This window comes from Curtobacterium sp. MCPF17_002 (assembly GCF_003234115.2).
GTDB lineage: Bacteria > Actinomycetota > Actinomycetes > Actinomycetales > Microbacteriaceae > Curtobacterium.
This window is the reverse complement of sequence record NZ_CP126251.1, coordinates 2,712,068-2,736,764: the sequence shown is the minus strand read 5'-3', so window position 1 is coordinate 2,736,764 and position 24,697 is coordinate 2,712,068. Positions and strand designations below refer to the sequence as shown.

Sequence of the window (24,697 nt, the reverse complement as noted above, 5' to 3'; positions counted from 1 at the left end):
CGGTGTCTCGACGAGCTGGCGCGAGCCGGCGCGACCCGGCGCTCTCCGTCAGGCCAGGGCGTCGGTGATCGGACGGAACTTCAGCGCCGTCTCGGCGACCTCGCGTTCCGGATCGGAGCCGGCCACGATGCCCGCGCCCGCCCAGGCCCGGACGGCGCCGTCCTCGGAGATCTGCGCACTGCGGAGCGCGAGCATCCACTCGCCGTCGCCGTTCGCACCGAGCCAGCCGACGGGTCCGGCGTAGCGTCCGCGGTCGGCGCCCTCGAGCTCGGCGACGAGCCGGACGGCGACGTCGGTCGGGGTGCCGGCGACGGCGGCCGTGGGGTGCAGCGCGTCGGCCACGTCGAGGGAGGTCGTCCCGACCGGCAGGGTCGCCTGGACGTCGGTGGCGAGGTGCCAGAGGTTCGGCAGCTGCAACCGGAAGGGCTCCGGGTCGGCACGCAGGTCGGTGGCGATCGGGCCGAGCGCGGCGAGGAGGCTGTCGATCGCGAACGCGTGTTCGCCGACGTCCTTCGCACTCGCGGCGAGGGCCTCGGCTGCGGCGCGGTCGGACACCGCGTCGGCACCGCGGGCCGCACTGCCGGCGAGCACCCGGGCGGACAGCCGCGTGCCGTCCGTGCGGGCCAGGGTCTCGGGGGTCGCCCCGACCAGGCCGTCGACCGCGAAGGTGACGCACTGCGGGTAGGTGTCGGCGAGGTCCAGCAGGAGCGCCCGACGATCCGCGCCCGGCGGGAGCTGCCCGACGAGGTCACGGGCGAGGACGACCTTCTCGGCGTCACCCGCGGCGATCCGGCGGACGGCGTCGGCGACGCGCGCGGCGTACGTGTCGGGGTCGATCCGACCGGGTGTCAGCCGCACCGAGACGTGCTCCCCGACGCGGGGCACCGGGGCCGAGGTGCGGGTGAAGGTCAGGGGCTCCGGATCGGGCGTGGTGTCGACGGCGGTGAGCCACGCCTTGCCGCGACGTCGGCCGATCACGACGCGCGGCACGATGAGCACGCTCGTCTCGGCGGAGTCGTCGGCGAACGTGAACGCGCCGAACGCCACCAGCCCCGTCCCGCGGAGCTGCACCGGGTCGTCGACCACGGCGTCCGCCACGAGGCGGCGCCACGCCGCCGAGGCGTCGCGCATCCGCTCGGGACCGCTGAAGGTGAACCGCAGCGCCTCGCCGATCCCGACGATGCCGTCGCCGTTCCGGACGAAGGCGAGCGGGCTGTCCCGGAGGGTGTGGCGGAGGACGGCGCCCGGGTCGTCGAGGATCCGGGTCGAGACCGTCAGCGGTGGGGCCGCCGTGGTGGTTCGGGTCACGGACCGATCGTACGCGCAGGGTTCCACCGTCACCCGCGCTGCACACGGGGGAACGCTCGGCCGGGACCTCTAGGATGTTGTGGGTGAGCAGAGCGGACCTGAACAAGCGCCCGGACGAGGTGGCGGCCATGTTCGACGACGTCGCCGCGAAGTACGACCTCACGAACGACATCCTCTCCGCGGGCAACGCCCCGCTGTGGCGTGTCGCGACGGTACGAGCGGTCGATCCCCAGCCCGGCGAGCGCGTCCTCGACATCGCCGCCGGCACCGGCACGAGCGCTGCCGCGTTCGCGAAGAAGGGCGCCGAGGTCACCGCGCTCGACCTCTCCGCCGGCATGATCGCCGTCGGACGCGAACGCCACCCCGAGATCACCTTCGTCGAGGGCGACGCCGAGCACCTGCCGTTCGACGACGACTCGTTCGACGCGGTCTCGATCTCGTTCGGCCTCCGCAACGTGAACGACCCGAAGCAGGCCCTCAGCGAGATGCTGCGCGTCCTCAAGCCGGGTGGCCGTGTCGTGATCTGCGAGTTCTCCACCCCGCCGCTCGCACTGCTCCGTCTCGGGTACGGCGCCTACCTCAAGCGGGTCCTGCCCGGCGTCGCACGGCTGTCGTCGAGCAACCCGGCCGCCTACCGCTACCTCGCCGAGTCGATCGAGGCCTGGCCGGAGCAGCAGGTGCTCAGCCAGTGGCTCCGCGGCGTCGGGTTCACGATGGTGGCGTACCGGAACCTCACCGCCGGCATCGTCGCGCTGCACCGTGGGCGGAAGCCCGTGGCCGAGCCCGTCCGTGAATCCGTCGCCCGACGCGCGAAGGCGCGCCGCGAGCACCAGCACACCGGCGAGCAGCCCACCGTCGACCAGACCAGCGTCGAGCAGCCCGGTGCCGAACCCACCGCCGGCTGACCGGTCCACCCCCGAACCACGGAGCAGCACTTGAACCCGAGCGTCCCGGTCGCACGTCGTGCACCGAGTCTCCGCGCCTCGTTGGGCATCGGCGAGCGATTGTTCGCCACCCCCGCGGAGCGTCGGTTCATCTCGGCCGTCGACGACGGGCTCGAACTCGTCGAGCAGGGCCTCGAAGAAGCGATGCGCTCGACGGACACCCTCGCCGACACCACGAGCCGGTACCTGCTCTCCGCGGGCGGCAAGCGAATCCGACCGACCCTGACGCTCCTCATCGCCCAGCTCGGCGACGGCGTGACCGATGCCGTGGTGAAGGCCGCGGTGAGCATCGAGACCACCCACCTGGCGTCGCTCTACCACGACGACGTCATGGACGAGGCGCCGGTCCGCCGCGGCGTCCCGGCAGCGCACGTCACCTACGGCAACAACGTCGCCATCCTCACCGGTGACCTGCTGTTCGCACGCGCCAGCCTCATCACGGCCGACCTCGGCACCGAGGGCATCCGGATGCAGGCCGAGACCTTCCAGCGCCTCTGCATGGGCCAGCTCCACGAGACCACCGGCCCGCAGCCCGAGGACGACCCGGTCGAGCACTACATCCAGGTGCTCAGCGACAAGACGGGGTCCCTCATCGCCACGGCCGCCCGCGCCGGCGTGATGTTCTCCGGCGCCGACCGGTCCTACCTCGACGCCGTCGGCACGTTCGGCGAGAAGGTCGGCGTGGCCTTTCAGCTCGTCGACGACGTCATCGACCTCGCGCCGGCGAAGGCGAAGACCGGCAAGATCGCCGGCAACGACCTCCGCGCCGGCGTCGACACCCTGCCGCTGCTGCAGCTCCGTCGCCTCGCCGCGACCGGGGCGCCGGACGCGGTCGCGCTCGTCGAACGGATCGAGCGAGACGTGAACGCGGCACCGGACGACGTGGTCGACTCCGCGCCGTACCAGTCCGCGGTCGCCGCACTCCGCGAGCACGAGGCCACCTCCGCCACCTTGGCCGTCGCGGTCCGGTGGGCGACCGAGGCGGTCGACGCGCTCGCACCGCTCCCCGACGGGACGGTGAAGCGGGCGTTGATCCGATTCGCCGAGTCCGTCGTGGAACGCCGCCGCTGACCGGGCCGCGCCGCGCGGCGCAACGCGGTTCGGCGTGACCGAGCACCAGCAGAACAGCCCATCGGGAGCACCCGACCCGAAACGAAACTGGAGACGATCAGTGCCCACCCTCCGAGTCGCCATCGTCGGCGCCGGCCCCGCCGGCATCTACGCCGCGGACATCCTGCTGCGCGAGGCCCACGGCCACGACGTGTCGATCGACCTGTTCGAGCAGCTCCCCGCGCCGTACGGCCTGGTCCGGTACGGCGTCGCCCCGGACCACCCCCGGATCAAGGGCATCGTCAACGCCCTGCGGGACGTCCTCGACCGCGGGGTCGTCCGGCTCTTCGGCAACGTCCGCTTCGGCGAGGACATCACCCTCGACGACCTCCGGAAGCACTACCACGCGGTCGTGTTCTCGACGGGCGCGATCAAGGACGCCGACCTCGACGTCCCCGGCGTCGAGCTCGAGGGCTCGTACGGCGCGGCGGAGTTCGTCAGCTGGTTCGACGGGCACCCCGACGTCCCGCGCACCTGGCCGCTCACGGCCGAGAGCGTCGCGGTGATCGGCAACGGCAACGTCGCCCTCGACGTGTCCCGCATCCTCGCGAAGCACGCCGACGACCTCCTGCCGACCGAGATCCCGGCGAACGTCCACCAGGGACTCAAGGCCTCCCCGGTCACCGACGTGCACGTCTTCGGCCGTCGCGGACCCGCGCAGGTGAAGTTCACCCCGCTCGAGCTCCGCGAGCTCGGCGAGCTCCGCGACGTCGACATGATCGTCTACGACGAGGACTTCGACCACGACGAGGCCTCGAAGAACGCCATCGCCACGAACAAGCAGGTCATGGTGATGAACCGCGTGCTCGAGCAGTGGCGCACCCGGGAGACCGGGCAGGCGAGCCGCCGCCTGCACCTGCACTTCTACGCGAAGCCCCTCGAGTTCGTCGGCGAGGACGGCCGCCTCACCGCCATCCGGTACGAGCGCACCCGTCCGAACGGGCAGGGCGGCGTCGAGGGCACCGGCGAGATCCGTGAGATCCCGGTCCAGGCGGCCTACCGTGCAGTGGGCTACTTCGGCTCATCGCTGCCGGGCGTGCCGTTCGACGAGCGCCACGGGGTCATCCCGAACCACGAGGGCCAGGTCCTGGACGACGACAACCAGCAGATCCCCGGCGTGTACGCCACCGGCTGGATCAAGCGCGGGCCGGTCGGCCTCATCGGGCACACGAAGTCCGACGCGATGGAGACCGTGCAGCACATCGTCAACGACCAGGCGAGCTGGTGGACGCCCGAGGACACCTCCGAGGGCGCCGTCCCGGCACTCCTCGCCGCCCGCGGGGTCGAGTACACCGACCTGGACGGCTGGCACAACCTCGACGCCCACGAGCTCGCCCTCGGCCAGGCTGCCGGGCGCGAGCGCATCAAGGTCGTCCCGCGTGACGAGATGGTCGAGGTCTCCCTCGGCCGCGCCGACGCCGTGGCCCCGCACGGCGACGCCGACGCTGCGAACACTGTCGCGCAGGCCCCCGCCGACGCCGACGCCCGCACGAGCTGACTCGCCGACTCGACGCCGTCATGACGACCGCACACCCCGCACCGCGCACCGCGATGCGGGGTGTGCCCGTCTCCGGCATCCGACTGCAGGGCGTCGACGTCGCACGCGCCCTGGCCTTGCTCGGCATGATGGCGACCCACGTCGGCGGCATCGCGGACCAGCTCGACTGGTCCGACCCGGGCACGTGGGCCGCCGTCGCGCACGGCCGTTCCTCGTCGTTGTTCGCCGTCCTCGCGGGCGTCTCGATCGGCCTGACGAGTGGACGGACCCGCCCACCGGGGCCACCGGCGATCGGACGTGTCCGCGCGCGGCTCGCGATCCGTGCCGCGGTCGTGGTCGCCATCGGTCTGCTCCTGATGGCCCTGCAGACACCGGTGTACGTGATCCTGCCGACCTACGGCGTGCTCTTCCTGCTCGCGATCCCGGTCCTGCGGGTCCCCGCGAGGTGGCTGCTCGTCCTCGCGGCGGTCTGCGCGGTGCTCTCGCCGTTCGTCGCGCTCGGCGTCGTGCCGCTCTACGCGGACGCCGGCATGTGGGAGGTGCAGCTCGGTCTCGTCTACCCCGTGGTCACCTTCCTGGCGTACGTCCTGGTCGGTCTCGCGGTCGCGCGGGCGGGCCTGGAGGCGCGGCGCACCCAGGTCGCGCTCCTCGCGTCCGGTGCAGTGGTCGCCGCCGTCGCGTACGTCGTCGGGAACCTCCTCGCGCCCGTGCCGGTCGACGCTGCCCTCGCGTTCCCGGGCGTGCCGTACGCCGGGCAGGGGAGCACCCCGGCCGAGGCGCTCGCGCAGCTCGTCCTGTCACCGCGGGACCACTCGTCCTCGGTCGTCGACGTGGTCGGCACCGCCGGGGTCGCGGTCGCGGTGATCGCCCTGTGCACGCTGCTGTTCGACGGACGTTCCCGATCCGCCGAGCGCGTCGCGTTCCCCCTGGCTGCGGTCGGCTCGATGCCGCTCACCGTGTACGCGGGGCACCTCGTCGTGCTCGCGCTGCTGCCGACGTCCCCCGACTCGGGAGTGGCCTGGGCCTGGTTCGCCATCGGGTCGGTGCTCTTCGCGATGCTGTGGCGGCGCTTCCTCGGGCGGGGCCCCCTGGAGCGACTGACCGCGACCCTGACCGGCCTCGTCCCCGCGAGCCGCTGACCGCACCCGCACCGCACCGCACCGCACCGAGACGCAACCCGGGCCGGCGCGACGGAGGCGAGCCGCGCCTCCAGGCCGTCCGCTACTGCAGCGCCGCCGTGAGCCGCGCGACGTTGTCGAGCACCTGGGACCGGCGCGGCCGCTTCACCCACGCGTCGAGCGTGAGCTCGAAGCTGTGCTCCTTGTAGGCCTCCTGGACCTCGCGCAGCGCGTCGACGAAGCGCCGCCCACGGACCATCACCGAGACCTCGAGGTTGAGGCTGAACGACCGCATGTCCATATTGCTCGACCCGATCACCGACACCTCGTCGTCGATCGTGAAGTGCTTCGCGTGCAGGATCGTCGGTGCCCGGTACAGCCAGATCTTCACGCCGGCGCGGAGGAGGCCCTCGTAGTAGGAGCGCTGGGCGTGCCAGGTCATGGCGTGGTCGCCCATCTCGCCGACGAACAGCTCGACCTCGACCCCGCGCTGCGCGGTCGTCGTGATGGCGTAGAGCATCGAGTCGTCCGGCACGAAGTACGGCGACGTGATCGACACCTTCTGCTGCGCGGAGTAGAGCAGCGCGTTGAAGAGGCGCAGGTTGTTCTCGCCGTCGAAGCCCGGCCCGGACGGCACGACCTGGCAGTCCAGCGCGTCGCCGCGGTCCGCCCGTTGCACCGGGTCGCTCTCGCGCAGCAGCAGCTCGTCGGTCTCGCTGTACCAGTCGGTCACGAACAGGGCGTTGAGGCCGGCCACGACCGGACCCTCGAACCGGGCGAACAGGTCCTTGTAGACCATGCCCTTGTCGAGGTGCGACTTGAGGTCGTACGAGCTGTCGATGAGGTTCTGCGACCCGGTGAACGCCACCGAACCGTCGATCACCATGATCTTCCGGTGGTTGCGGAGGTCCGGGCGCTGGAACTTCCCCTGCAGCGGCAGGAGCGGCAGCATGAGGTGCCACTCGATGCCGGCGCCGTCCATGAACGCCAGCGTCTCCTTGTACCCGGGGTAGCCGCGGCTGGCCCAGTGGTCGAGCAGGAACCGCACCGAGACACCCCGGGCCTGCGCGCGGGCGAGGGCATCGAAGAACGGGCGCGTGGTGTCGTCGATCGTCGCGATGTAGAACTCGACGTGCACGAACCGACGCGACTGGTCGATCGCACGTGCCATCTCGGCGATGGACTCCTCGTAGTCCGGGTACAGCTCCGCCGAGTTGCCACCGACGAGCGGCATCGCGCCGAGCTGCCGGTTCAGCGTCGTGATGCTCTCGAGCCACAGCGGCCACGGGTGGTCCCGGCGCACCCGCTCGATGCCCTCGGTCTGCTCGAGGATGTACGCGTTGATCTCGGTCTGCTTCTCACGCCGTGCTTGCGGGAGCTTCGTCGAGCCGATGAGGAGGAAGACGATGAACCCGACGTACGGGATGAGGAAGATCGCGAGCAACCAGGCCGTCGCGGTCTGCGGCTTCCGGTTGATCGGGACGTAGATGATCGAGAAGACGCGGATCGCCAGGTCCAGCAGGACCAGGAGGACGGTGATCGCGACGGTGAGCCAGTGCTCCACGGGGTGCCGGTGTCGGGTTCTGTGCTTCGGGGGACCGCGGCGTCAGCGGAAGTTGATGAACTGCAGCGGAACGTCGAACTCTTCACCCTTGAGGAGCTGGATCGTGTTCTGCAGGTCGTCGCGGCTCTTCGAGGACACCCGGAGCTCGTCGCCCTGGATCTGGCTCTTCACGCTCTTCGCCGCGTTGGCGCGCAGGAAGGCACCGATCTTCTTCGCGACGTCCTGCTCGATGCCGTTCTTGAACTTCACCTCGATGCGGTACTCCTTGCCCGAGGGGTACGGGTCGCCCGCGTCGAGGCTCTTCAGGCTGATGTTCCGCTTGATCGCCTTGCTCTGCAGGACGTCGAGGACGGCCTTCGCGCGCTCTTCGGAGTTCGCCTTGATGAGGACGTCTTCGCCGCTGAACGCGATCGACGCGTCGGCACCCTTGAAGTCGTACCGCTGGTCGATCTCCTTGGCGGCCTGGTTGAGGGCGTTCTCCGCCTCCATCTTGTCGACCTTGCTGACCACGTCGAAGGAGCTGTCTGCCATGCGGGACAGCCTATCGGCGGACGGGAGGCGCGGTTCGGCCCCCACGGGTCGCCTCGCCGTGGTCACGAGCACCGTTTCCAATCCGCTATGCTTTCATGCGCGCCTTCGGTTGGTGACCACACCGGCTGGGTGCGCACATGGCAAGTTACCCAAGCGGCCAAAGGGATCTGACTGTAAATCAGCCGGCGTAGCCTTCGGGGGTTCGAATCCCTCACTTGCCACGCAACCGTCGAAAGCCCCGTTCTCGGACGGGGCTTTCGTCGTTCCTGGCAGGATCGATGGATGACCGCTGCGCTCACGCCATCCCAGTTCGCCGACCTCGCCGAGTCGATCGCCCGTGAAGCCGCGGCCCTCGCCGCTCGCCGTCGCGCAGAAGGCGTCGAGGTCGCCGACCGGAAGTCGAGCATCGCCGACGTGGTCACCGCGGCCGACCGGGAGGTCGAAGCCCTCATCCGTGCCCGCATCGCCGAGGCCCGGCCGGACGACGCCTTCTTCGGCGAGGAGTCCGGCACCGGCGCCGGCACGTCCGGCACGACCTGGGTGGTCGACCCCATCGACGGCACCGTCAACTACCTCTACGGCAGCCCGGAGTACGGCGTGAGCATCGGGGTCGTCCGCGGCGAGGCCGATCCCGCGACCTGGGAACCCGTCGCCGGCGTCGTCGTCGCTCCCGCAACGGGCGTCGTGTACCGCGCGGTCGCGGGTCAGGGTGCGACTCGCGACGGCGTCCCGTTGCACGTCGGAGCGCCGGCGTCCCTCGCCGAGACCCTCGTCGCCACCGGCTTCGGGTACACCGCCGACCGCCGACGCGAGCAGGTCGCCGTGCTCGCCGGACTCATCGGCGAGGTCCGTGACATCCGCCGAGGGGGAGCGGCGTCGCTCGACTGCTGCGCGGTGGGGGCCGGCACGGTCGACGCCTACTACGAGCGCGGGATCAACCCGTGGGACATGGCCGCCGGGTCGATCGTCGCCCGCGAGGCCGGCGCCGAGACCCGGCTCTGGGAAGCCGGCGGGACGCGGTCCTTCCTCTTCGCGAGCCCGGCGGTCGTCGACGAGTTGGCCATCCTGCTGCAGCGCCTCGAGGGGACGGCCCTCGACCGCTGATGGACCGCGCCCCTCGGTCCGCGGGCACTCGGCCCCGGTCCCGCGGGCACTCGCCCCTCGGTCTGGGGGACCCCTGTGGTCATGACCAGGACTGGAAACCCGCTAGGGCTTTTGCTACCGTTCTCCAGTCCCGTTATCTGCTCGTTACCAACGAGCGCACCTCGCCCCGATCAGGATCCTCACCGACGCATGCCCCACTCCTCCCTCTCGCCCGTGCAGACCGACGGCCCCGGGAACGACCCGACACCGGTCGTGCACCTCACCCGACGGGCGCGCATCGAGGCGGAGCGAGCAGCTGCCGCGACGGTCGCCGGGGGTGACCGTGCCGAGCGGGCGACGGTCGTGGCGGAGCCGACCGGTGCCTCCCGTCAGTCCTTCGAGGACCTCGTGTCGCCCGTGACGCCGCCGGCACCTGCGTCCCCGATCGACTTCGCGCCGGCCTCGCCGGCGATGCCGGCCTCGACCGCCGCCCCCGTGACCCCGCCCGCGCCGTCGTCGCCGATCGTGGCGTCGTCCGCGCCGTCGACGTCCGCCCCGGCCACGCGCGCCACGCCGGATGCCGCGCAGTCGCCCTCCGCCCCCGCCACCCGTCGTGTGCTCGGCCAGGTGCCGGCATCGCGCCGCCCGGGTCGCACCGTGCGAGCCGGCGGCAGCGCGACCGCGCACGTCGACCGCGCCACCCGTCACCTCGGTGCCGGGCGCCCGAAGGCGGTCGCCGCGCCCGCCGTCGCCCCCGCTCGGAAGCAGGGCGCGTCCTTCCGTCGTGCGGCCTCCCGCGTGACCGCCGTCGGCGCGCTCCTCTTCGCCGCCGGGCTCGTGGTGTCCACGTCGTTGCCGGCGCAGGCGTTCTACACGCCGGAGACCGGCTCCACGTCCGCGCGCAGCACCGCCGCCGGCGCCACCCAGTCACTCAGCGTCGGCTCGGGTGCGACCGACGCCGAGACGAACCGCGACCAGTACTCGGTGTCGAGCGCGACGCAGTACAAGAACGTCGACTCCTCGAGCTTCACGAACGACCCGAACGGCACCATCCAGTGGCCGTTCCTCACCGGGGTGCCGATCACCTCCGGGTTCGGCGGCCGCCAGGTCGAGGGCTGCTCCTTCTGCTCGACGAACCACATGGGCGTCGACTTCGCCCCCGGCGAGGGCACCCCGATCCGGGTCATCGCCGGCGGCACCGTCATCAAGGTGCAGGCGAACGACGGCGGCTTCGGCAACGACGTCTGGGTCCAGCACGATGTCGACGGCAAGCAGTTCGTCAGCGTCTACGGCCACATGGAGGACAACTCCTTCAAGGTGGTCACGGGACAGCAGGTCGCGGTCGGCGACGAGCTCGGACTCGTCGGCAGCACGGGCAACTCGACCGGCCCCCACCTGCACCTCGAGGTGCACGTCGACGGCGTCCCGGTGGACCCGCTGGCGTGGCTCGAGGCCAACGCGAACTAGCGGTCCGGGGCGGCACGCCCGGGCGTCGCACCGGGTTCCTGAGCACCGTCGCCGGTCTGCTATCCTCGTGTGGTGCCGTTCGCGGCACATGCCCCGATAGCTCAGTGGTAGAGCACTTCCATGGTAAGGAAGGGGTCGTCAGTTCAATCCTGACTCGGGGCTCAGACCCGGAACGGAACGTCGCTCCGGATCCTTGGCGGGGTAGCTCAGTTGGTTAGAGCACACGGCTCATAATCGTGGTGTCGCGGGTTCAAGTCCCGCCCTCGCTACCGCAAGCCCGGCGATCGGATCGCCGGGCTTTCGTCGTCCGCGGGGGACGGATGCGCCGGCAGGTATGCGTCTGCGCCGCTGGCGCGCGGCGCGCTTGCGCGCGGTGCGCCCGCGGTGCGCTTCGGCGCCGCGGCGCGCGGTGCGCCCGCGGTGCGCTTGGCGCCGCGGCGCACAACCAAAGTGCTCCGGAACCGTGGGATCCCGTGGTTCGTCGTGACTTCCGTTGTGCGGCGGCCGCGCGCGCCCACCTATGGCAGACGCGCAAGCAGCCGGGCGAGCGTCCGAGCCGTGGACGCGACCACCCCCGGCCTGGAGGCGCGCACCAGCCCGGCACCGCGCCTCCAGGCCGTCGTGTGGTCCCGACCAGAGCACGCCGCGCGGCCGAGTCTCGGCCCTGCGGACTGACCGCGTGTCTCGCGACGCGAGCCGTCCGCCCATCCGAGTCTCGGTCCTGCGGACTGACCGCGCGTCTCGCGACGCGAGCCGTGTCCGCCCAGGCGAGTCTCGGGACGCGCCGCCCCCACCCGAACCGTCCGCAGCCCGGCGCAGCCGCGACCGGCCGTCAGAACGGGCGGTGCTCCGTCCGCGCCACGAGCACCCCGGCGGCCCGGAGCGCCCGCTCGAGCGTCGCGTTCACCTGATCCCACGCGCTCTGCCGCCGCCCGGCCCCGATGCCCCCGCCGGAGACAGCGGTCGCGTGTCCCGCGTGCCGCAGCGTGATCGTGGTCGACGTCCCCGTGACGGTCGTCGAGAGCTCGTACCGGCGGAACTCCCGCGACGGGTGCACGAGGGCCCCGAGCAGGATCGTCAGCGCCCGGCTACCCGTCGTCGCCGTGAGTGTCCCGCCGGTCGACTCGACGTGGTGGCCGGTGCTGCGCAGCGCTGCGCCGGCGATCTCCATGGCCGTGCACCGGTCGCCCGTGTGCACGGCGAACTCGGTCGTCGTGTGCATGGTGCCTCCCCATCCCCGGAGATCGTTCTGCGGTTGTTCGAGTCCGTCGGTCCCCCCGGACCGCGCCTGACGAGCATAGCCGATGCATACTCATGAACACAGGCCCCCGGACGGGCGTCGGTAGACTGACGGATGTGTCTGTGAACCCCGAGCTCGTCGGCAGGACGTTCCCGCCGGCCCAGCCGTACCTGGTCGGTCGTGAGAAGGTGCGCGAGTTCTCCCGTGCCGTGTTCGCGACGAACCCGATCCACCACGAGCCCGAGGCCGCCCGCGCCGCCGGCTACGACGACGTCGTCGCCCCGCCGACGTTCGCGGTCGTCGTGCAGGAGGCGACGCTCGCCCAGCTCCTGGCCGAGCCCGACGCCGGCATCGACTTCTCCCGCGTCGTGCACGGCGAGCAGGCCTTCACCTACGACCGGCCGATCATCGCCGGCGACGAGCTCACCGCCACGCTGACCGTCACGAGCGTGAAGACCCTCGGCGGCAACGCCATGGTCACCGCCGAGTCCGCCGTGGTGGACGCCGACGGCGAGCACGTCGTCACCGCCACCTCCACCCTCGTGGTCCGGGGGGACGACGCATGACCGCCGCAGCTGTGACCGCACTCGAGGTCGGCACCGTCGTCGCCGAGCGCGAGGTCCACATCACCCGCGACTCCCTCGTCCGGTACGCCGGCGCCTCAGGCGACTTCAACCCGATCCACTACCGCGACGACGTCGCCGCCTCGGTCGGGCTCCCCGGCGTGCTGGCGCACGGCATGCTCACGATGGGCCTCGCCGTGCAGCCGGTCTCCGAGTGGCTCGGTGACCGAGGGTCCGTCGTCCGCTACGGCGTGCGCTTCACCCGTCCCGTCGTCGTCGACCCCGAGCAGGGCGCCACCGTCGGCGTCGTGGCGAAGGTCGGCACCGTCGACGACGAGGGACGCCCGCAGCGCATCGACCTCACCGTGACCGCCGCCGGGCAGACCGTGCTCGGCAAGGCGCAGGTCACGGTGGCGTTCCGCTGACCGTGTCGGCACCGGTGCTCGCGGACCTCACGACGCTCCGCGTCGGTGGCGCGGCCGCACGACTGCTCACGGCGACCACGACCGACGAACTCGTCGCGCACGCCCGCTCGGCGTGGGAGGGCGACGAGTGGCTCGTCCTCGGCGGCGGCAGCAACCTCCTGGTCGCCGACGACGGCTTCGACGGCACGGTGGTGCTGGTGCGCACCACCGGCGTCACCGCCGAGCCCGACACGGACGGTGTCACCGTCCGCGTCGCGGCCGGTGAACCGTGGGACGCGTTCGTCGCCTCCACCGTCGAGCACGGTTGGACGGGCCTGGAGGCACTGAGCGGCATCCCGGGCACGGTCGGCGCGGCCCCCGTGCAGAACATCGGCGCCTACGGGGTCGAGCTCTCCGATGTGCTCACCCGGGTCGAGTTCCTCGATGCGGCCACGGGGGAGCGCGCGTGGGTGCCCGCGGCCGAGCTGGCGCTCGGCTACCGCACGTCCACGCTCAAGCACGGACGCCGGGGTGTGGTGCTGACGGTGGAGTTCCGGCTCGGCACGGCCTCGGGCGACGGGGTGCCGGTCCGCTACGCCCAGCTCGCGGGGTCGCTCGGAGTCGAGCTCGGGGACGTCGTCGCCCCCGCGACCGTCCGGGCCGAGGTGCTGCGGCTGCGCGGCTCGAAGGGCATGGTCCTCGACGCGGACGACCCCGACACGTGGAGCGCCGGGTCGTTCTTCACGAACCCGATCGTGTCGGCCGGGTTCGCCGAGACGCTGCCCGCCGAGGCCCCGCGCTGGCCGGCCGGCGACGACGTGAAGCTCAGCGCCGCGTGGCTCATCGAGCAGGCGGGGGTGCACCGGGGGTACGCGGTGCCCGGTTCCCGTGCGGCGATCTCGTCGAAGCACACGCTCGCGCTGACGAACCGCGGGGGAGCGACTGCCGCCCAGGTGGCCGAGCTCGCCCGGTACGTGCAGGTGACCGTCCTCAACCGCTTCGGGGTCGCGCTCGTGCCCGAGCCCGTGGTCGTGGGGGACCTGCTGGCCTGAGCGGCTTCGCGCCCGGCGCGCGACGAGTGCGCGCCGAGTGGCGTCGAACGGTGCGAGGTTCCGGATCCGGTGTCACCCGTGCCGGCTCGCACCGAGGCCGGAACCTCGCACCGGATCGAGCCGGTACGACGAACGCGCACGGTGCGAGGCTCGCACCGTGCGCGTTCGTGTCGTGTCAGGCGAAGAACTGCGCCAGGCGGGCGACGCCCTCGGCGATGTCCTCGTCGCCGAGCGCGTACGACAGTCGGAGGTAGCCGGAGGGGCCGAACGCCTCGCCGGGCACGACCGCGACCTCGGCGTGCTCGAGGATGAGGTCCGCGAGCTCGAGCGTCGTGGTCGGCGTGCTGCCGGCCCACTCGCGACCGAGCAGCGCCGTGACGTCGGGGTAGACGTAGAAGGCGCCCTGCGGCGTCGGGGTCACGAAGCCCGGGATGGCGTTGAGCCCCTCGACGATGGACTTGCGGCGACGGTCGAAGGCCTCGCGCATGGCGGTCACCGGCTCCTGCGGGCCCGTCAGTGCGGCGATCGCGGCGCGCTGCGACACGTTCGACACGTTCGACGACAGGTGCGACTGCAGGTTCGACGCGGCCTTCACGGCGTCGGTGGGCCCGATGAACCAGCCCACGCGCCAGCCGGTCATCGCGTACGTCTTCGCGACGCCGTTGACCAGGATCGTCGTGTCGGCGAGGGTCGGGACCGCTTCGAGGATGCCGGTGAAGCGCACGCCGTCGTACACGAGGTCCTGGTAGATCTCGTCGCTGATCACCCAGATGCCGTGCTCGAGTGCCCACTCGCCGATGGCCCGGGTCTGCTCGGCGGTGTACACGGCGCCGGTGGGGTTCGACGGGGAGCAGAACAGCAGCGCCTTGGTCTGCGGCGTGCGGGCCGCCTCGAGCTGCTCGACCGTGACGAGGTAGTCCTGGTCGCTGCCGGCGAAGACGTCGACGGGGACGCCGCCCGCGAGCCGGATCGCCTCGGGGTAGGTGGTCCAGTACGGCGCCGGGAGGATGACCTCGTCACCGGCGTCCACGATGGTCTGGAAGGCCTGGTAGACGGCCTGCTTGCCGCCGTTCGTGACGATCACCTGCGCGGGGTCGACGGTGATGCCGGACGATCGAGCGGTCTTCTCCGCGATCGCCTGCTTCAGCTCGGGCAGGCCGGTCGCCGGGGTGTACCGGTGGTTCTTCGGGTCCTGCGCGGCCAAGACGGCGGCGTCGACGACGTGCTGCGGGGTGGCGAAGTCGGGCTCGCCGGCGGCGAAGGAGATCACCGGACGACCGGCGGCCTTGAGCGCCTTGGCCTTCGCGTCGACCTTGAGCGTCGCCGACTCGGCGATGGCGGCGATGCGGGACGCGATGCGGGGGCGATCGGTCTGCGTGGCGGCGGGGGTTGCGGTGGACTCGGGGCCGGGGGCTTCGGTGCTCACGGGTCCCAGCCTATCGGCGCGGCACGCCGGAGCATCCGTCAAGTGGACACCGTGTGACGGACTCCCGTAGACTCGTCCACCGGAACGCGGATCGGTGACGAACCGTGTCCGAAGGGCGGTGGCTCAATTGGTAGAGCAGCGGTCTCCAAAACCGCAGGTTGCAGGTTCGAGTCCTGTCCGCCCTGCACATCTGGAAGGGTAGAAGTTGGCGAGCAAAGACATGGAGACGACGGCGGACGACGTCGTCGCCAAGGCGAAGCAGGACCGGGCCGAGCGCCGTGGGCCCTTCGCTGCCATCGTGCTCTTCATCCGCCAGGTCATCGCCGAGCTCCGCAAGGTCGTCACACCGACCCGCAAGGAACTCTTCAGCTACACGGGCGTCGTCCTGGTCTTCGTCGTCGTGATGATGATCCTGGTGTCGATCCTCGACTTCGCGTTCGGACTCGGCGTCGGGTACGTGTTCGGCAACGGGCCGACGGCCTGACCCGGACACCGACTGCCCTGTCCCGCCGGACATCTGACCGCGTGCGGACAGGAGTACGGTCGCCGGAGACAAGGCTCATCGTGAACCGATGCGCACGCCAACCCGATCCGCACCACCGAACGGAAAGAACCGACAGTGTCTGACAACTCCCGCGACGACATCGACCTCGCCACGGCTGCCGAGCAGTCCTCCGAAGTCGAGGAGAACCAGGAAGGCGACGTCGAGACCAGTGAGGGACGTTCGGTCGAGTCGGCCGAAGAGCGCGCGATCGGCATCGAGGACGACGACGACCCGTCGCTCGGCCTGAGCGACGAGCCCGACGACGGCACCGTCGACGCCGGCCTCGACGAAGCCCTCACCGCCCTCCAGGAAGCCCGCGACCCCGAAGCGGACGCCGTCGTCGACGACGCGCTCGAGGTCGACACCCTCGACGAGGCCGAGGCCGCCGTCGAAGCGGTCGAGGACGAAGAAGAGATCGAGCTCGAGGGGGAGTCCCCCGCCGAGGCGAACGAGACCCTCGCCGCCGACGAGGCCCTCGACGCCGAGGGTGACGAGGACGACGACGCCGAAGAGGCCGAGGTCGACCCGTACGAGGCGTTCAAGGCCGAGCTGCGGATGAAGCCGGGCAAGTGGTACGTCATCCACTCCTACGCGGGCTTCGAGCGCCGCGTGAAGTCGAACATCGAGAACCGAATGGTCTCGATGTCGATGGAGGACTCGATCTACCAGGTCGAGGTCCCGATGGAGGACGTCGTCGAGATCAAGAACGGGCAGCGCAAGCTGGTCACCCGCGTCCGGATCCCCTCGTACGTGCTCGTCCGCATGGACCTCAACGAGGACTCGTGGTCCGTCGTCCGGCACACCCCCGGTGTCACCGGCTTCGTCGGCAACGCGCACAACCCCACGCCGCTCCGCTTCGACGAGGCGTTCGGCATGCTGAAGTCCCTCGTCCAGGTGGCCGAGGCCGCACCGACGAAGGGCGGCGCCAAGGGCGGCGGCCTCCAGTCGCAGCCCGCGGCCGAGGTCGACTTCGAGGTCGGCGAGACGATCACCATCAAGGAAGGCTCGTTCGCGGGCCTGCCGGGTTCGATCTCCGAGATCAAGCCGGAGAGCGGCAAGCTCACCGTCCTCGTCTCGCTGTTCGAGCGCGAGACCCCGGTCGAGCTCAGCTTCGACCAGGTCACGAAGCTCTAGTACCGACCTCTCAGGTCAGGTAGACTCAACGAGTTTGGCCCCGCACGCTTCGTGCGTGCGGGGCTTCACCGCGGTCCGGAACGGCCGGTCCAGCGGGAGAGTGCACGGAAGACCGTGCGTTCGATTCCAGGAGGAAGCACAACATGGCACCGAAGAAGAAGGTCACGGGCCTGATCAAGCTGCAGATCAACGCGGGCGCCGCCAACCCGGCCCCGCCGATCGGTCCGGCACTCGGTCAGCACGGCGTGAACATCATGGAGTTCTGCAAGGCGTACAACGCCGCGACCGAGTCGCAGCGTGGCAACGTCGTGCCGGTCGAGATCACCGTCTACGAGGACCGTTCGTTCACGTTCGTCCTCAAGACCCCGCCGGCCGCTGAGCTCATCAAGAAGGCTGCGGGTGTGCAGAAGGGGTCCTCGACCCCGCACACGGTCAAGGTCGCGAAGATCTCGATGGACCAGGTCCGTCAGATCGCCGAGACCAAGCAGGCCGACCTGAACGCCAACGACATCGAGCAGGCCGCGAAGATCATCGCCGGCACCGCTCGTTCGATGGGCATCACGGTCGAGGCGTAGCCGCACCAGGCTCACGGCTCACCGCTCAGGCACACACCCAAACACCCTTCCGTGGGAGAGCCGCGCCGGCTCGTCAACCACGTAGCTCCCGAGGAGAACACACCATGGCGAAGAAGTCCAAGGCCTACCGGGCCGCGGCCTCCAAGATCGAGGCCGACAAGTTCTACACCCCCACCGAGGCCGTCGCCCTGGCGAAGGAGACCGGTTCGACCAAGACCGACTCCACCGTCGAGGTCGCCCTCAAGCTCGGCGTCGACCCGCGCAAGGCGGACCAGATGGTCCGTGGCACGGTCATCCTGCCGCACGGCACGGGCAAGACCGCCCGCGTCATCGTCTTCGCTGTCGGCGCTGCGGCTGAGGCCGCCATCGCCGCCGGTGCCGACGAGGTCGGTGGCGACGAGCTCATCGCGAAGGTCGCCGAGGGCTACACCGCCTTCGACTCGGCCGTCGCGACGCCCGAGCTCATGGGCAAGGTCGGTCGTCTCGGCAAGGTGCTGGGCCCGCGTGGCCTCATGCCGAACCCGAAGACCGGCACCGTGACGCCGAACGTGGCGCAGGCCGTGAACGACATCAAGGGCGGCAAGATCGAGTTCCGCGTCGACAAGCACTCCAACGTGCACTTCGTCGTCGGCAAGGCCTCGTTCACGCCGGAGCAGCTCGACGAGAACATCTCGACCGCGCTCGAAGAGGTCAACCGCCTCAAGCCGAGCGCGTCGAAGGGCCGCTACATCATGAAGGGCGCCGTCTCGACGACCTTCGGCCCCGGCATCCCGCTGGACGTCAACAGCATCTGAGTCGTCTGACTCACGAGTCCTCGGACTCGGCGGAGGACCCGCACCGGTTTCGGTGCGGGTCCTTTCGCGTTCCGGGCCTGTTGTCCCGATAGCGTGGCCGCGTGCGCATCCTCGTGAACTCGCTCCGCCTCGTCGCGGTGATCGCGGTCGTGGCGGCGATCCTCGCCCAGTGGCTCGTCAGCTCGAAGCTCGAGAGCTACGTGTTCTGGAACTTCTTCGGGTACTTCACGATCCAGTCGAACGTGTTCATCGCGCTGGCGTTCGCCGCGACGCTGGTGGTCGCGGCGCAGCGGAAGCGCCAGCAGGGCGTCGGGCTGTCGGTGTTCCGCGGTGCGTCGACGGTCTACATCGCGACCACGGGGATCGTCTACAACACCCTGCTCACGAACGTGGACGTCTCGGCGTCGGTCTCGTGGTCGAACGACGTCCTGCACAAGATCATGCCGGTGTACGCGGTCCTCGACTGGCTGCTGTTCTCCGACCGGGCGCGCCTGCTGTTCCGCCACGTGTGGTGGTTCCTCGTCTACCCGGCGGTGTGGCTGATCGTCATCCTCATCCGTGGGGCGACCGATGGCTGGGTGCCGTACCCGTTCCTCGACCCGGGTCTCGGCTACGGCGTGGTCGCGCTCTACTGCCTCGGCGTCGCGGTGTCGATCGCACTGGTCGGCATCCTCGTCGTGGGGATGAGCCGACTCCGGCTGGTGAAGGTCTAGGAGCGGACGGCCCGCAGTCGGTCGAGCACCAGGTCGGCGAGCTGGATCAGCCCGTGGATCTGGTCGTCGTCACGGTCCACCCACCGGCACTCGGGCTCGTCTGCCACCGGCACGAACGCGTCGTGCCGTTCCCAGACGAACAGGGTGCGGTCGGCCCCGAGCACGTACTGCTGCCACCAGATCTGCCGGAGGTAGTGCCGGGGGATGCTCCGCCACGCCTTGCCGGTGGTCTTGATCTCGGCGAGCACGACCCGTGATGCACCGTCGACGCCGACACCGTCCGGGGTCGCGAGGTGCGCGCGGTTCGCCGCAGCGTGGAACAGGTGTGCCGAGGGCTGGATGCCGTGGGTCGCGGCGACCCAGGCGGCGATGACGGGTTCGCGTTCCTTGCCGTGCTCGGTGTACGAGTTGCCGGAGAACCGGGAGCCGTAGCGCTTGTCGGTGACGACGGCGTCGACGGCCCGCAGCGAGGCGAGCCGGGCGACGTCGGTGGCCGTGATGCCCATCGCCCGGGCGCGGAGCCAGGCGACGCGGTCCGACGAGTGCGCCACGATCCGCTCGGTGTGCCCGCGCAGGACGGTGAAGGCGTCGTGACCACGCGGCCCTGGAGTCGTGGCGTGCGCGACCGCAGCGGGCGTCCCGGGGGCGGGCCGTTCCTCCAGGCCCGGATCCAGGTCACCCCACAAGGTGGGCTGCACGATCGTCACCAGACGATTGTCCCTCCGCGCACCGACGTCGCGAAACCGACGCACCGGCGGCGACGCACCGGCGGCGACGCACAGACAGTGACGCGCCGACAGCCGTGCACCGAGACGGCGCACCGAGCGGGCGCAGCCGCGGTCAGGAGACCAGCTGCCGCCCCTCGGCGTACGCGACGAGCTCGTCGACCCCGGCGGGGGAGAGCGCGTACCCGATCGCGAGTGCCGCCGCCCCCTGCAGCGCCGCGACCGAGCCGGCGCGGGACTGCGCGATGACGAGGTGCTCGGTGGCGAGGGGCATCGACCGGGAGTAGACGACCTCCCGGACGCCGGCGAGCAGGTGCTCCCCGGCCTGGGTGATCGATCCGCCGAGCGCGATCACGGAGGGGTTCATCAGGGAGACGCACGTCGCGAGGACCTCGCCGATGTCCCGCCCGGCCTGTCGGACGGCGTAGATCGCGTCGAGGTCGGAGCGGTTGACGAGGTCGATGACGTCCGCGCTGGTCTGCACGTCGTGGCCCTTCGCACGGAGGCCGCGTGCGATGGCCGGTCCGGACGCGACGGCCTCGAGGCAGCCGGTGTTGCCGCAGTGGCACGGGACGTCGCCCGCCCGCGACACCCGGACGTGTCCGATGTCACCCGCGGTGCCCTGGGCGCCGCGCTGCAGTTCGCCGTCGGAGACGATGCCGGAGCCGATGCCGGTGGCGACCTTCACGAAGAGCAGGTGGTCGACGTCCGGCCAGCCGTGCTCGCGTTCGCCGAGGGCCGCGATGTTGACGTCGTTGTCGAGGAGGACGTGCGCGGCGATGTGCCCGCGGAGCCAGCCGGGGACGTCGAAGCCGTCCCATCCGGGCATGATCGGCGGGTTCGCCGGGCGTCCGGTGGAGAACTCGACCGGGCCGGGCACGCCGATGCCGATCGCGATGACGTCGTCGCGGGAGCGCCCGACCTCGTCGAGCAGCGCGTCGACGGTCTCGACGAGCCAGGTCAGGGTGGGCACGGGGCCGGCGGCGATGTCGATCCGGGCCTCGCGGGTGGCCAGCGGTGCGGCGACGAGGTCGGTCACGGCGACGCGGCCGTGCGATGCACCGAGGTCGGCGGCGACCACGAGCCGGGCGCGCGGCTTCAGCGCCACCTGGGCAGGCGGGCGCCCACCGGTGGAGGCTGCGGTGTCCACCGGTCCGACGAGTCCGACCTCGATGAGGGCATCGAGGCGCACGCCGATCGTCGAGCGTGCGAGTCCTGTCAGTGCGGCGAGCTCTGCCCTGGTGCGCGGCACGCCGTCGCGGAGGATCTGGAAGAGCTCGCTCGTCCCGACCGGAGGCGACGCTGCCGTCCGAGTCAAGTCGACCATGTGGGGGAGTGAAGCACACATCGAACGCGCCACGCAACGAAGTTCGTCGACATTCCGCGAACTTCTGCTTGACCGCCGACAAAAGTCCTCGTAGTGTGACGCTCGGTCGAAGTCGACCTCCACCATCTCGACGAGGAGAACCCCTGGTGACCCAACCGCTTTCGGTCCAGCTCTACACGGTCCGCGACGCCCTCGGAGCCGATCTGCCCGGCACCCTGCAGCGCATCGCCGGCATCGGCTTCACGAACGTCGAACTCTTCGGCTACGTGGACCGTGCCGACGAGTACGCGACCGCCCTGAAGGACGCCGGCCTCGCCGCGCCGAGCGGTCACGCTCGTCTGCTGGACGCCGGCGAGCAGGACCTCGAGCGCATCTTCCACGCGACCGCGACGATCGGTACCGAGACGCTGATCGACCCGCACATCGACGAGGCCCGCTGGACCACCCGCGAGGACGTCGAGGCGATCGCCCGCGAACTGAGCGCTCTCGCGCCGCGTGCCGCCGACCACGGCCTCACGCTCGGCTACCACAACCACGCGTTCGAGTTCTCGAACCGCATCGACGGCGTCAGCGCCTACGAGGTCTTCGCCGACGCGCTGTCCGACGACGTCGTGCTCGAGCTCGACACCTACTGGGTGCAGGTCGGCGGTGACGACGCGGTGGCGATCATCGGCAAGTACGGCGACAAGGTGAAGTTCCTGCACGTCAAGGACGGCGACGGATCCCACGACGACAAGAAGCAGGTCGCCGTCGGCAACGGCATCATGCCGATCCGCGAGATCATCGCCGCGGCGCCGGACGCGCTGCACGTGATCGAGCTCGACGACCACGAGGGTGACGTGTTCCAGGCCGTCGCCGACTCCTACACGTTCCTCGAGGGGGCACGCGCATGACCACGACCGACCAGACCGTCACCCACTCGGCGGACGACACGAAGCGCACCGGCCCCGTCGGCGTCGGCGTCATCGGCGCCGGGGTCATCTCGGACCAGTACCTCTCGAACCTCACGGTCTTCCCCGACGTGACGGTCCACTTCATCGCCGACATCGACCTGCCGCGGGCAGCGGCACAGGCCGAGAAGTGGGGCGTCGCCGGATCGGGCACCGTCGCGGAGCTCCTGGCGAACGACGACATCGAGATCGTCGTGAACCTCACGATCCCGGCCGCCCACGTCGAGGTCGCCCTGCAGGCCCTCGCCGCCGGCAAGCACGTCTGGGGCGAGAAGCCCTACGCCCTCGACCGCTCCAGCGCCGCGGAACTCCGCGACGCCGCGGTCGCCGCGGGCAAGACCGTCAGCGTCGCCCCGGACACGTTCCTCGGCGCCGGCCTGCAGACCGCGCTCCGCACCATCCGCGACGGCCGGATCGGCAGGCCCCTCAACGGCCTGACGCTCTTCCAGAGCCCCGGACCCGAGTCGTGGCACCCGAGCCCCGAGTTCCTCTTCGCGTACGGCGCCGGCCCGCTCTTCGACATCGGCCCGTACTACATCACGACCCTCGTGCAGGCGTTCGGCCCGGTCAAGAAGGTCACCGCCACCGCGTCGAAGTCCCGTGCCACGCGCACGATCGGCTCCGGCCCGAAGGCGGGCACCGAGTTCCCGGTCGACGTGCCGACGAACCACTCGGCCCTCATCGAGTTCGAGAACGGCGGCAGCGCGCAGAGCGTGTTCTCGTTCGAGTCCGACCGTGGCCGCACCGGCTTCGTCGAGATCGCGGGCGAGACCGGCACGGTCGTGTTCCCCGACCCGAACAACTTCGACGGCGACACCGAGCTGTACGCGCTCGGCTCCGAGGAGCCCGAGACGATCCCCGCCGTGGGGTCCACCTACTCGCGCGGTACCGGCGTGGTCGACCTCGCCCGTGCCCTCCGCGCCGGTGAGGAGAACCGGGTCCCCGGTGCCCTCGCCTTCCACGTCCTCGACGTGATGGTCTCCATCGCCGAGGCAGCCGAACGTGGTGAGGCAGTGCTCGTCGAGAGCACCGTCGCACCCTCCCCGACCCTCCCCGAGGGTTGGGACCCCGCGGCGTCGACCCTGGCCTGACGGCCGGCGCCCCCCGGTCACCGGCCGGGGGCGGACACCGCACCACACAGCAGCACCCGACAGCACGACCCGTTCCATCCCCTGCACCATCTCAACGACGAGAAAGTAGAGAGTCATGCGCACTGCCATCCGCGCACTGGCCATCACCGCGGCCGCGGCACTCACCGTGACCGGCCTCGCAGCCTGTTCATCCGGGAACTCCGGTTCGTCCGGCGACTCCAAGACGCTCACCTACTGGGCGTCCAACCAGGGCACGTCGCTCCAGAACGACAAGGAGGTGCTGACCCCCGTCCTCAAGAAGTTCACCAAGGAGACCGGGATCAAGGTCAACCTCCAGGTCATCGGCTGGAACGACCTGCAGAACAAGATCCAGACCGCCGTCACCTCGGGCCAGGGCCCGGACGTCGTCAACATCGGCAACACCTGGGCGACCTCGCTCCAGGCCACCGGCGCCTTCCAGGAGTTCGGTAGCTCGGAGATGAAGTCGATCGGCGGCTCCGACAAATTCGGCAAGGTCGCGCTCTCCACGGGTGGCGCGCCCGGCAAGACCGTCACCAGCGTCCCGCTGTACGGCCTCGCATACGGCCTGTACTACAACAAGAAGATGCTCTCCGACGCCGGGATCACCCCGCCCACCACGTGGGAGGACCTGGTCAAGGACGCCAAGCAGCTGACGACCGGGAGCACGTACGGGTTCAGCCTCGCCGGCGGTTCCTACACCGAGAACTCGCACTTCGCGTTCATCAACTCGGCGCAGAACGGTGGCGAGTGGTTCGACAAGGACGGCAAGCCCACGTTCACGTCGAAGGCCAACGTCGACGGCATCAAGCGGTACCTCGACCTGATGCAGGACGCCAAGGTCGCGAACCCGTCGAACGCGCAGTACGACAACGCAACCCAGTCGGTGACGGACTTCGCGAACAAGAAGGCCGCGTTCATCCTCAACCAGAACAACGCCAACGCGACGATCGAGTCCCTCGGGATGAAGTCGGACGAGTACGGCGTCGTGGCCCTTCCCGCCCCGACCGGCGGCAAGGAGATCGCCAGCTTCCCGGCCGGCATCAACCTGTCGATCTTCAAGAACACGAAGAACAAGGACGGCGCGCTCAAGTTCGTCAAGTACATGACGAGCATGGACACGCAGACGACGCTCGACAAGCCGTACTCGGCTCTGCCGGTGCTCGCCGCGGCTGCTGACTCGGTCACCGACGAGCAGACGAAGACGTTCCTCGACATCTACAACAACAAGGCGAAGCCGCTCCCGCTGGTGCCCGCCGAGGACCAGTTCGAGTCCACGGTCGGCAAGGCGATGAACGACATGTTCGCCAAGATCGCAACCGGGTCGAAGGTGTCCGAGTCGGACATCAAGACCGCACTGCAGACCGCCCAGGACCAGGTGTCCCAGGCGAACGGCTGATCCAACCCAGCCAGGAGGCCCGGGGCGCGTCCGCAAGGCCGCCCCGGGTCTCCACCCCCTCCGCTCCAGAGCCGACCACCGGTCGGCAGTGAGGCTCACGCCCCACGCACCCCGCGCCT

General features: G+C 70.6%; 24 protein-coding genes and 4 tRNA genes. 21 read left to right on the top strand and 7 right to left on the bottom strand.

Annotated features, from left to right (window positions below; all coding sequences use genetic code 11):
* Positions 1-48: 48 nt before the first annotated feature.
* Positions 49-1,308 (bottom strand): isochorismate synthase, encoded by a 1,260-nt coding sequence (locus DEJ28_RS12680; protein ID WP_111115941.1) that lies wholly within the window; start codon positions 1,306-1,308, stop codon positions 49-51.
* A gap of 83 nt (positions 1,309-1,391) precedes the next feature.
* Here DEJ28_RS12680 and DEJ28_RS12675 point away from each other — a divergent pair, with 83 nt between their 5' ends.
* From DEJ28_RS12675 to DEJ28_RS12660, 4 genes are all read left to right on the top strand, one after another.
* Positions 1,392-2,213, top strand: a complete 822-nt coding sequence (locus DEJ28_RS12675) for a demethylmenaquinone methyltransferase (protein WP_111115942.1) — start codon at positions 1,392-1,394, stop codon at positions 2,211-2,213.
* Positions 2,214-2,243: 30 nt separating this feature from the next.
* Positions 2,244-3,323, top strand: a complete 1,080-nt coding sequence (locus tag DEJ28_RS12670; protein WP_111115943.1) for a polyprenyl synthetase family protein — start codon at positions 2,244-2,246, stop codon at positions 3,321-3,323.
* Between the two features lie 100 nt (positions 3,324-3,423).
* Positions 3,424-4,860, top strand: coding sequence for an FAD-dependent oxidoreductase (locus tag DEJ28_RS12665; RefSeq protein ID WP_258368094.1), 1,437 nt, complete (start codon positions 3,424-3,426; stop codon positions 4,858-4,860).
* A 20-nt stretch (positions 4,861-4,880) separates the two neighbouring features.
* Positions 4,881-5,999: a heparan-alpha-glucosaminide N-acetyltransferase domain-containing protein gene (locus DEJ28_RS12660; protein ID WP_111115944.1), complete on the top strand. Its 1,119-nt coding sequence runs from the start codon at positions 4,881-4,883 to the stop codon at positions 5,997-5,999.
* An 82-nt stretch (positions 6,000-6,081) separates the two neighbouring features.
* Here the strand turns inward: DEJ28_RS12660 and cls are convergent, their stop codons facing one another.
* Positions 6,082-7,542: a cardiolipin synthase gene (gene cls, locus DEJ28_RS12655; RefSeq protein WP_111115945.1), complete on the bottom strand. Its 1,461-nt coding sequence runs from the start codon at positions 7,540-7,542 to the stop codon at positions 6,082-6,084.
* A 42-nt stretch (positions 7,543-7,584) separates the two neighbouring features.
* A complete protein-coding gene (locus DEJ28_RS12650) occupies positions 7,585-8,073 on the bottom strand; it encodes a YajQ family cyclic di-GMP-binding protein (RefSeq protein ID WP_111115946.1) in 489 nt (162 codons plus the stop codon).
* A gap of 139 nt (positions 8,074-8,212) precedes the next feature.
* Between DEJ28_RS12650 and DEJ28_RS12645 the strand changes: the two genes are divergently transcribed.
* The 5 genes from DEJ28_RS12645 to DEJ28_RS12625 all read left to right on the top strand — a co-directional run bounded on the left by DEJ28_RS12645 (position 8,213) and on the right by DEJ28_RS12625 (position 10,892).
* Positions 8,213-8,294 (top strand) — tRNA-Tyr (locus tag DEJ28_RS12645).
* A 61-nt stretch (positions 8,295-8,355) separates the two neighbouring features.
* Positions 8,356-9,177, top strand: a complete 822-nt coding sequence (locus DEJ28_RS12640) for an inositol monophosphatase family protein (protein WP_111115947.1) — start codon at positions 8,356-8,358, stop codon at positions 9,175-9,177.
* A 189-nt stretch (positions 9,178-9,366) separates the two neighbouring features.
* Positions 9,367-10,623, top strand: coding sequence for a M23 family metallopeptidase (locus DEJ28_RS12635; RefSeq protein WP_111115948.1), 1,257 nt, complete (start codon positions 9,367-9,369; stop codon positions 10,621-10,623).
* A gap of 90 nt (positions 10,624-10,713) precedes the next feature.
* Positions 10,714-10,785 (top strand) — tRNA-Thr (locus tag DEJ28_RS12630).
* Positions 10,786-10,818: 33 nt separating this feature from the next.
* Positions 10,819-10,892: transfer RNA gene (locus DEJ28_RS12625), tRNA-Met, on the top strand.
* A gap of 563 nt (positions 10,893-11,455) precedes the next feature.
* On the opposite strand, the gene DEJ28_RS12620 is transcribed toward DEJ28_RS12625, so the two are convergent.
* Complete coding sequence (locus DEJ28_RS12620) at positions 11,456-11,845, bottom strand: hypothetical protein (protein ID WP_111115949.1); 390 nt, start codon at positions 11,843-11,845, stop codon at positions 11,456-11,458.
* Between the two features lie 134 nt (positions 11,846-11,979).
* Between DEJ28_RS12620 and DEJ28_RS12615 the strand changes: the two genes are divergently transcribed.
* Genes DEJ28_RS12615 through DEJ28_RS12605 form a run of 3 tightly spaced genes read left to right on the top strand, consistent with a single transcriptional unit; the run spans position 11,980 to position 13,882 of the window.
* The gene (locus DEJ28_RS12615) at positions 11,980-12,429 is read left to right on the top strand and encodes a MaoC family dehydratase N-terminal domain-containing protein (protein WP_111115950.1); all 450 of its coding nucleotides are present in this window, start codon (positions 11,980-11,982) and stop codon (positions 12,427-12,429) included.
* Positions 12,426-12,851, top strand: a complete 426-nt coding sequence (locus tag DEJ28_RS12610; RefSeq protein WP_111115951.1) for a MaoC/PaaZ C-terminal domain-containing protein — start codon at positions 12,426-12,428, stop codon at positions 12,849-12,851. The genes DEJ28_RS12615 and DEJ28_RS12610 overlap by 4 nt, the downstream gene beginning before the upstream one ends.
* Before the next feature lie 14 nt (positions 12,852-12,865).
* Positions 12,866-13,882: a UDP-N-acetylmuramate dehydrogenase gene (locus tag DEJ28_RS12605; protein ID WP_258368095.1), complete on the top strand. Its 1,017-nt coding sequence runs from the start codon at positions 12,866-12,868 to the stop codon at positions 13,880-13,882.
* Between the two features lie 175 nt (positions 13,883-14,057).
* Here DEJ28_RS12605 and DEJ28_RS12600 read toward each other — a convergent pair whose 3' ends face one another.
* On the bottom strand, positions 14,058-15,239 hold the full coding sequence (locus DEJ28_RS12600) for a pyridoxal phosphate-dependent aminotransferase (protein ID WP_111116002.1): 1,182 nt from the start codon (positions 15,237-15,239) through the stop codon (positions 14,058-14,060).
* A gap of 181 nt (positions 15,240-15,420) precedes the next feature.
* On the opposite strand from DEJ28_RS12600, the gene DEJ28_RS12595 reads away from it, so the two are divergent.
* The 6 genes from DEJ28_RS12595 (at position 15,421) to DEJ28_RS12570 (ending at position 19,068) form a co-directional block, all read left to right on the top strand.
* Positions 15,421-15,493 (top strand) — tRNA-Trp (locus DEJ28_RS12595).
* Between the two features lie 35 nt (positions 15,494-15,528).
* Positions 15,529-15,792, top strand: coding sequence for a preprotein translocase subunit SecE (secE, locus tag DEJ28_RS12590; protein ID WP_402739123.1), 264 nt, complete (start codon positions 15,529-15,531; stop codon positions 15,790-15,792).
* Positions 15,793-15,927: 135 nt separating this feature from the next.
* Positions 15,928-16,986, top strand: a complete 1,059-nt coding sequence (gene nusG / locus DEJ28_RS12585; RefSeq protein ID WP_111115953.1) for a transcription termination/antitermination protein NusG — start codon at positions 15,928-15,930, stop codon at positions 16,984-16,986.
* Between the two features lie 143 nt (positions 16,987-17,129).
* Positions 17,130-17,561 (top strand): 50S ribosomal protein L11, encoded by a 432-nt coding sequence (gene rplK, locus DEJ28_RS12580; protein WP_017888638.1) that lies wholly within the window; start codon positions 17,130-17,132, stop codon positions 17,559-17,561.
* 104 nt (positions 17,562-17,665) lie between these two features.
* Positions 17,666-18,355: a 50S ribosomal protein L1 gene (gene rplA / locus DEJ28_RS12575; protein ID WP_111115954.1), complete on the top strand. Its 690-nt coding sequence runs from the start codon at positions 17,666-17,668 to the stop codon at positions 18,353-18,355.
* A gap of 101 nt (positions 18,356-18,456) precedes the next feature.
* Positions 18,457-19,068: a Pr6Pr family membrane protein gene (locus tag DEJ28_RS12570; protein ID WP_111115955.1), complete on the top strand. Its 612-nt coding sequence runs from the start codon at positions 18,457-18,459 to the stop codon at positions 19,066-19,068.
* Here DEJ28_RS12570 and DEJ28_RS12565 read toward each other — a convergent pair.
* Together DEJ28_RS12565 and DEJ28_RS12560 are read right to left on the bottom strand one after the other, a co-directional pair.
* Complete coding sequence (locus DEJ28_RS12565; RefSeq protein ID WP_258368099.1) at positions 19,065-19,643, bottom strand: YqaJ viral recombinase family protein; 579 nt, start codon at positions 19,641-19,643, stop codon at positions 19,065-19,067. The genes DEJ28_RS12570 and DEJ28_RS12565 overlap by 4 nt on opposite strands.
* Positions 19,644-19,908: 265 nt before the next feature.
* The gene (locus DEJ28_RS12560; RefSeq protein ID WP_181433743.1) at positions 19,909-21,120 is read right to left on the bottom strand and encodes an ROK family transcriptional regulator; all 1,212 of its coding nucleotides are present in this window, start codon (positions 21,118-21,120) and stop codon (positions 19,909-19,911) included.
* 146 nt (positions 21,121-21,266) lie between these two features.
* On the opposite strand from DEJ28_RS12560, the gene DEJ28_RS12555 reads away from it, so the two are divergent.
* The 3 genes from DEJ28_RS12555 (at position 21,267) to DEJ28_RS12545 (ending at position 24,578) form a co-directional block, all read left to right on the top strand.
* Positions 21,267-22,013, top strand: a complete 747-nt coding sequence (locus DEJ28_RS12555) for a sugar phosphate isomerase/epimerase family protein (protein ID WP_111115957.1) — start codon at positions 21,267-21,269, stop codon at positions 22,011-22,013.
* Complete coding sequence (locus tag DEJ28_RS12550) at positions 22,010-23,161, top strand: Gfo/Idh/MocA family protein (protein WP_111115958.1); 1,152 nt, start codon at positions 22,010-22,012, stop codon at positions 23,159-23,161. The genes DEJ28_RS12555 and DEJ28_RS12550 overlap by 4 nt, the downstream gene beginning before the upstream one ends.
* A gap of 115 nt (positions 23,162-23,276) precedes the next feature.
* Positions 23,277-24,578 (top strand): ABC transporter substrate-binding protein, encoded by a 1,302-nt coding sequence (locus DEJ28_RS12545; RefSeq protein WP_111115959.1) that lies wholly within the window; start codon positions 23,277-23,279, stop codon positions 24,576-24,578.
* Positions 24,579-24,697 lie beyond the last annotated feature (119 nt).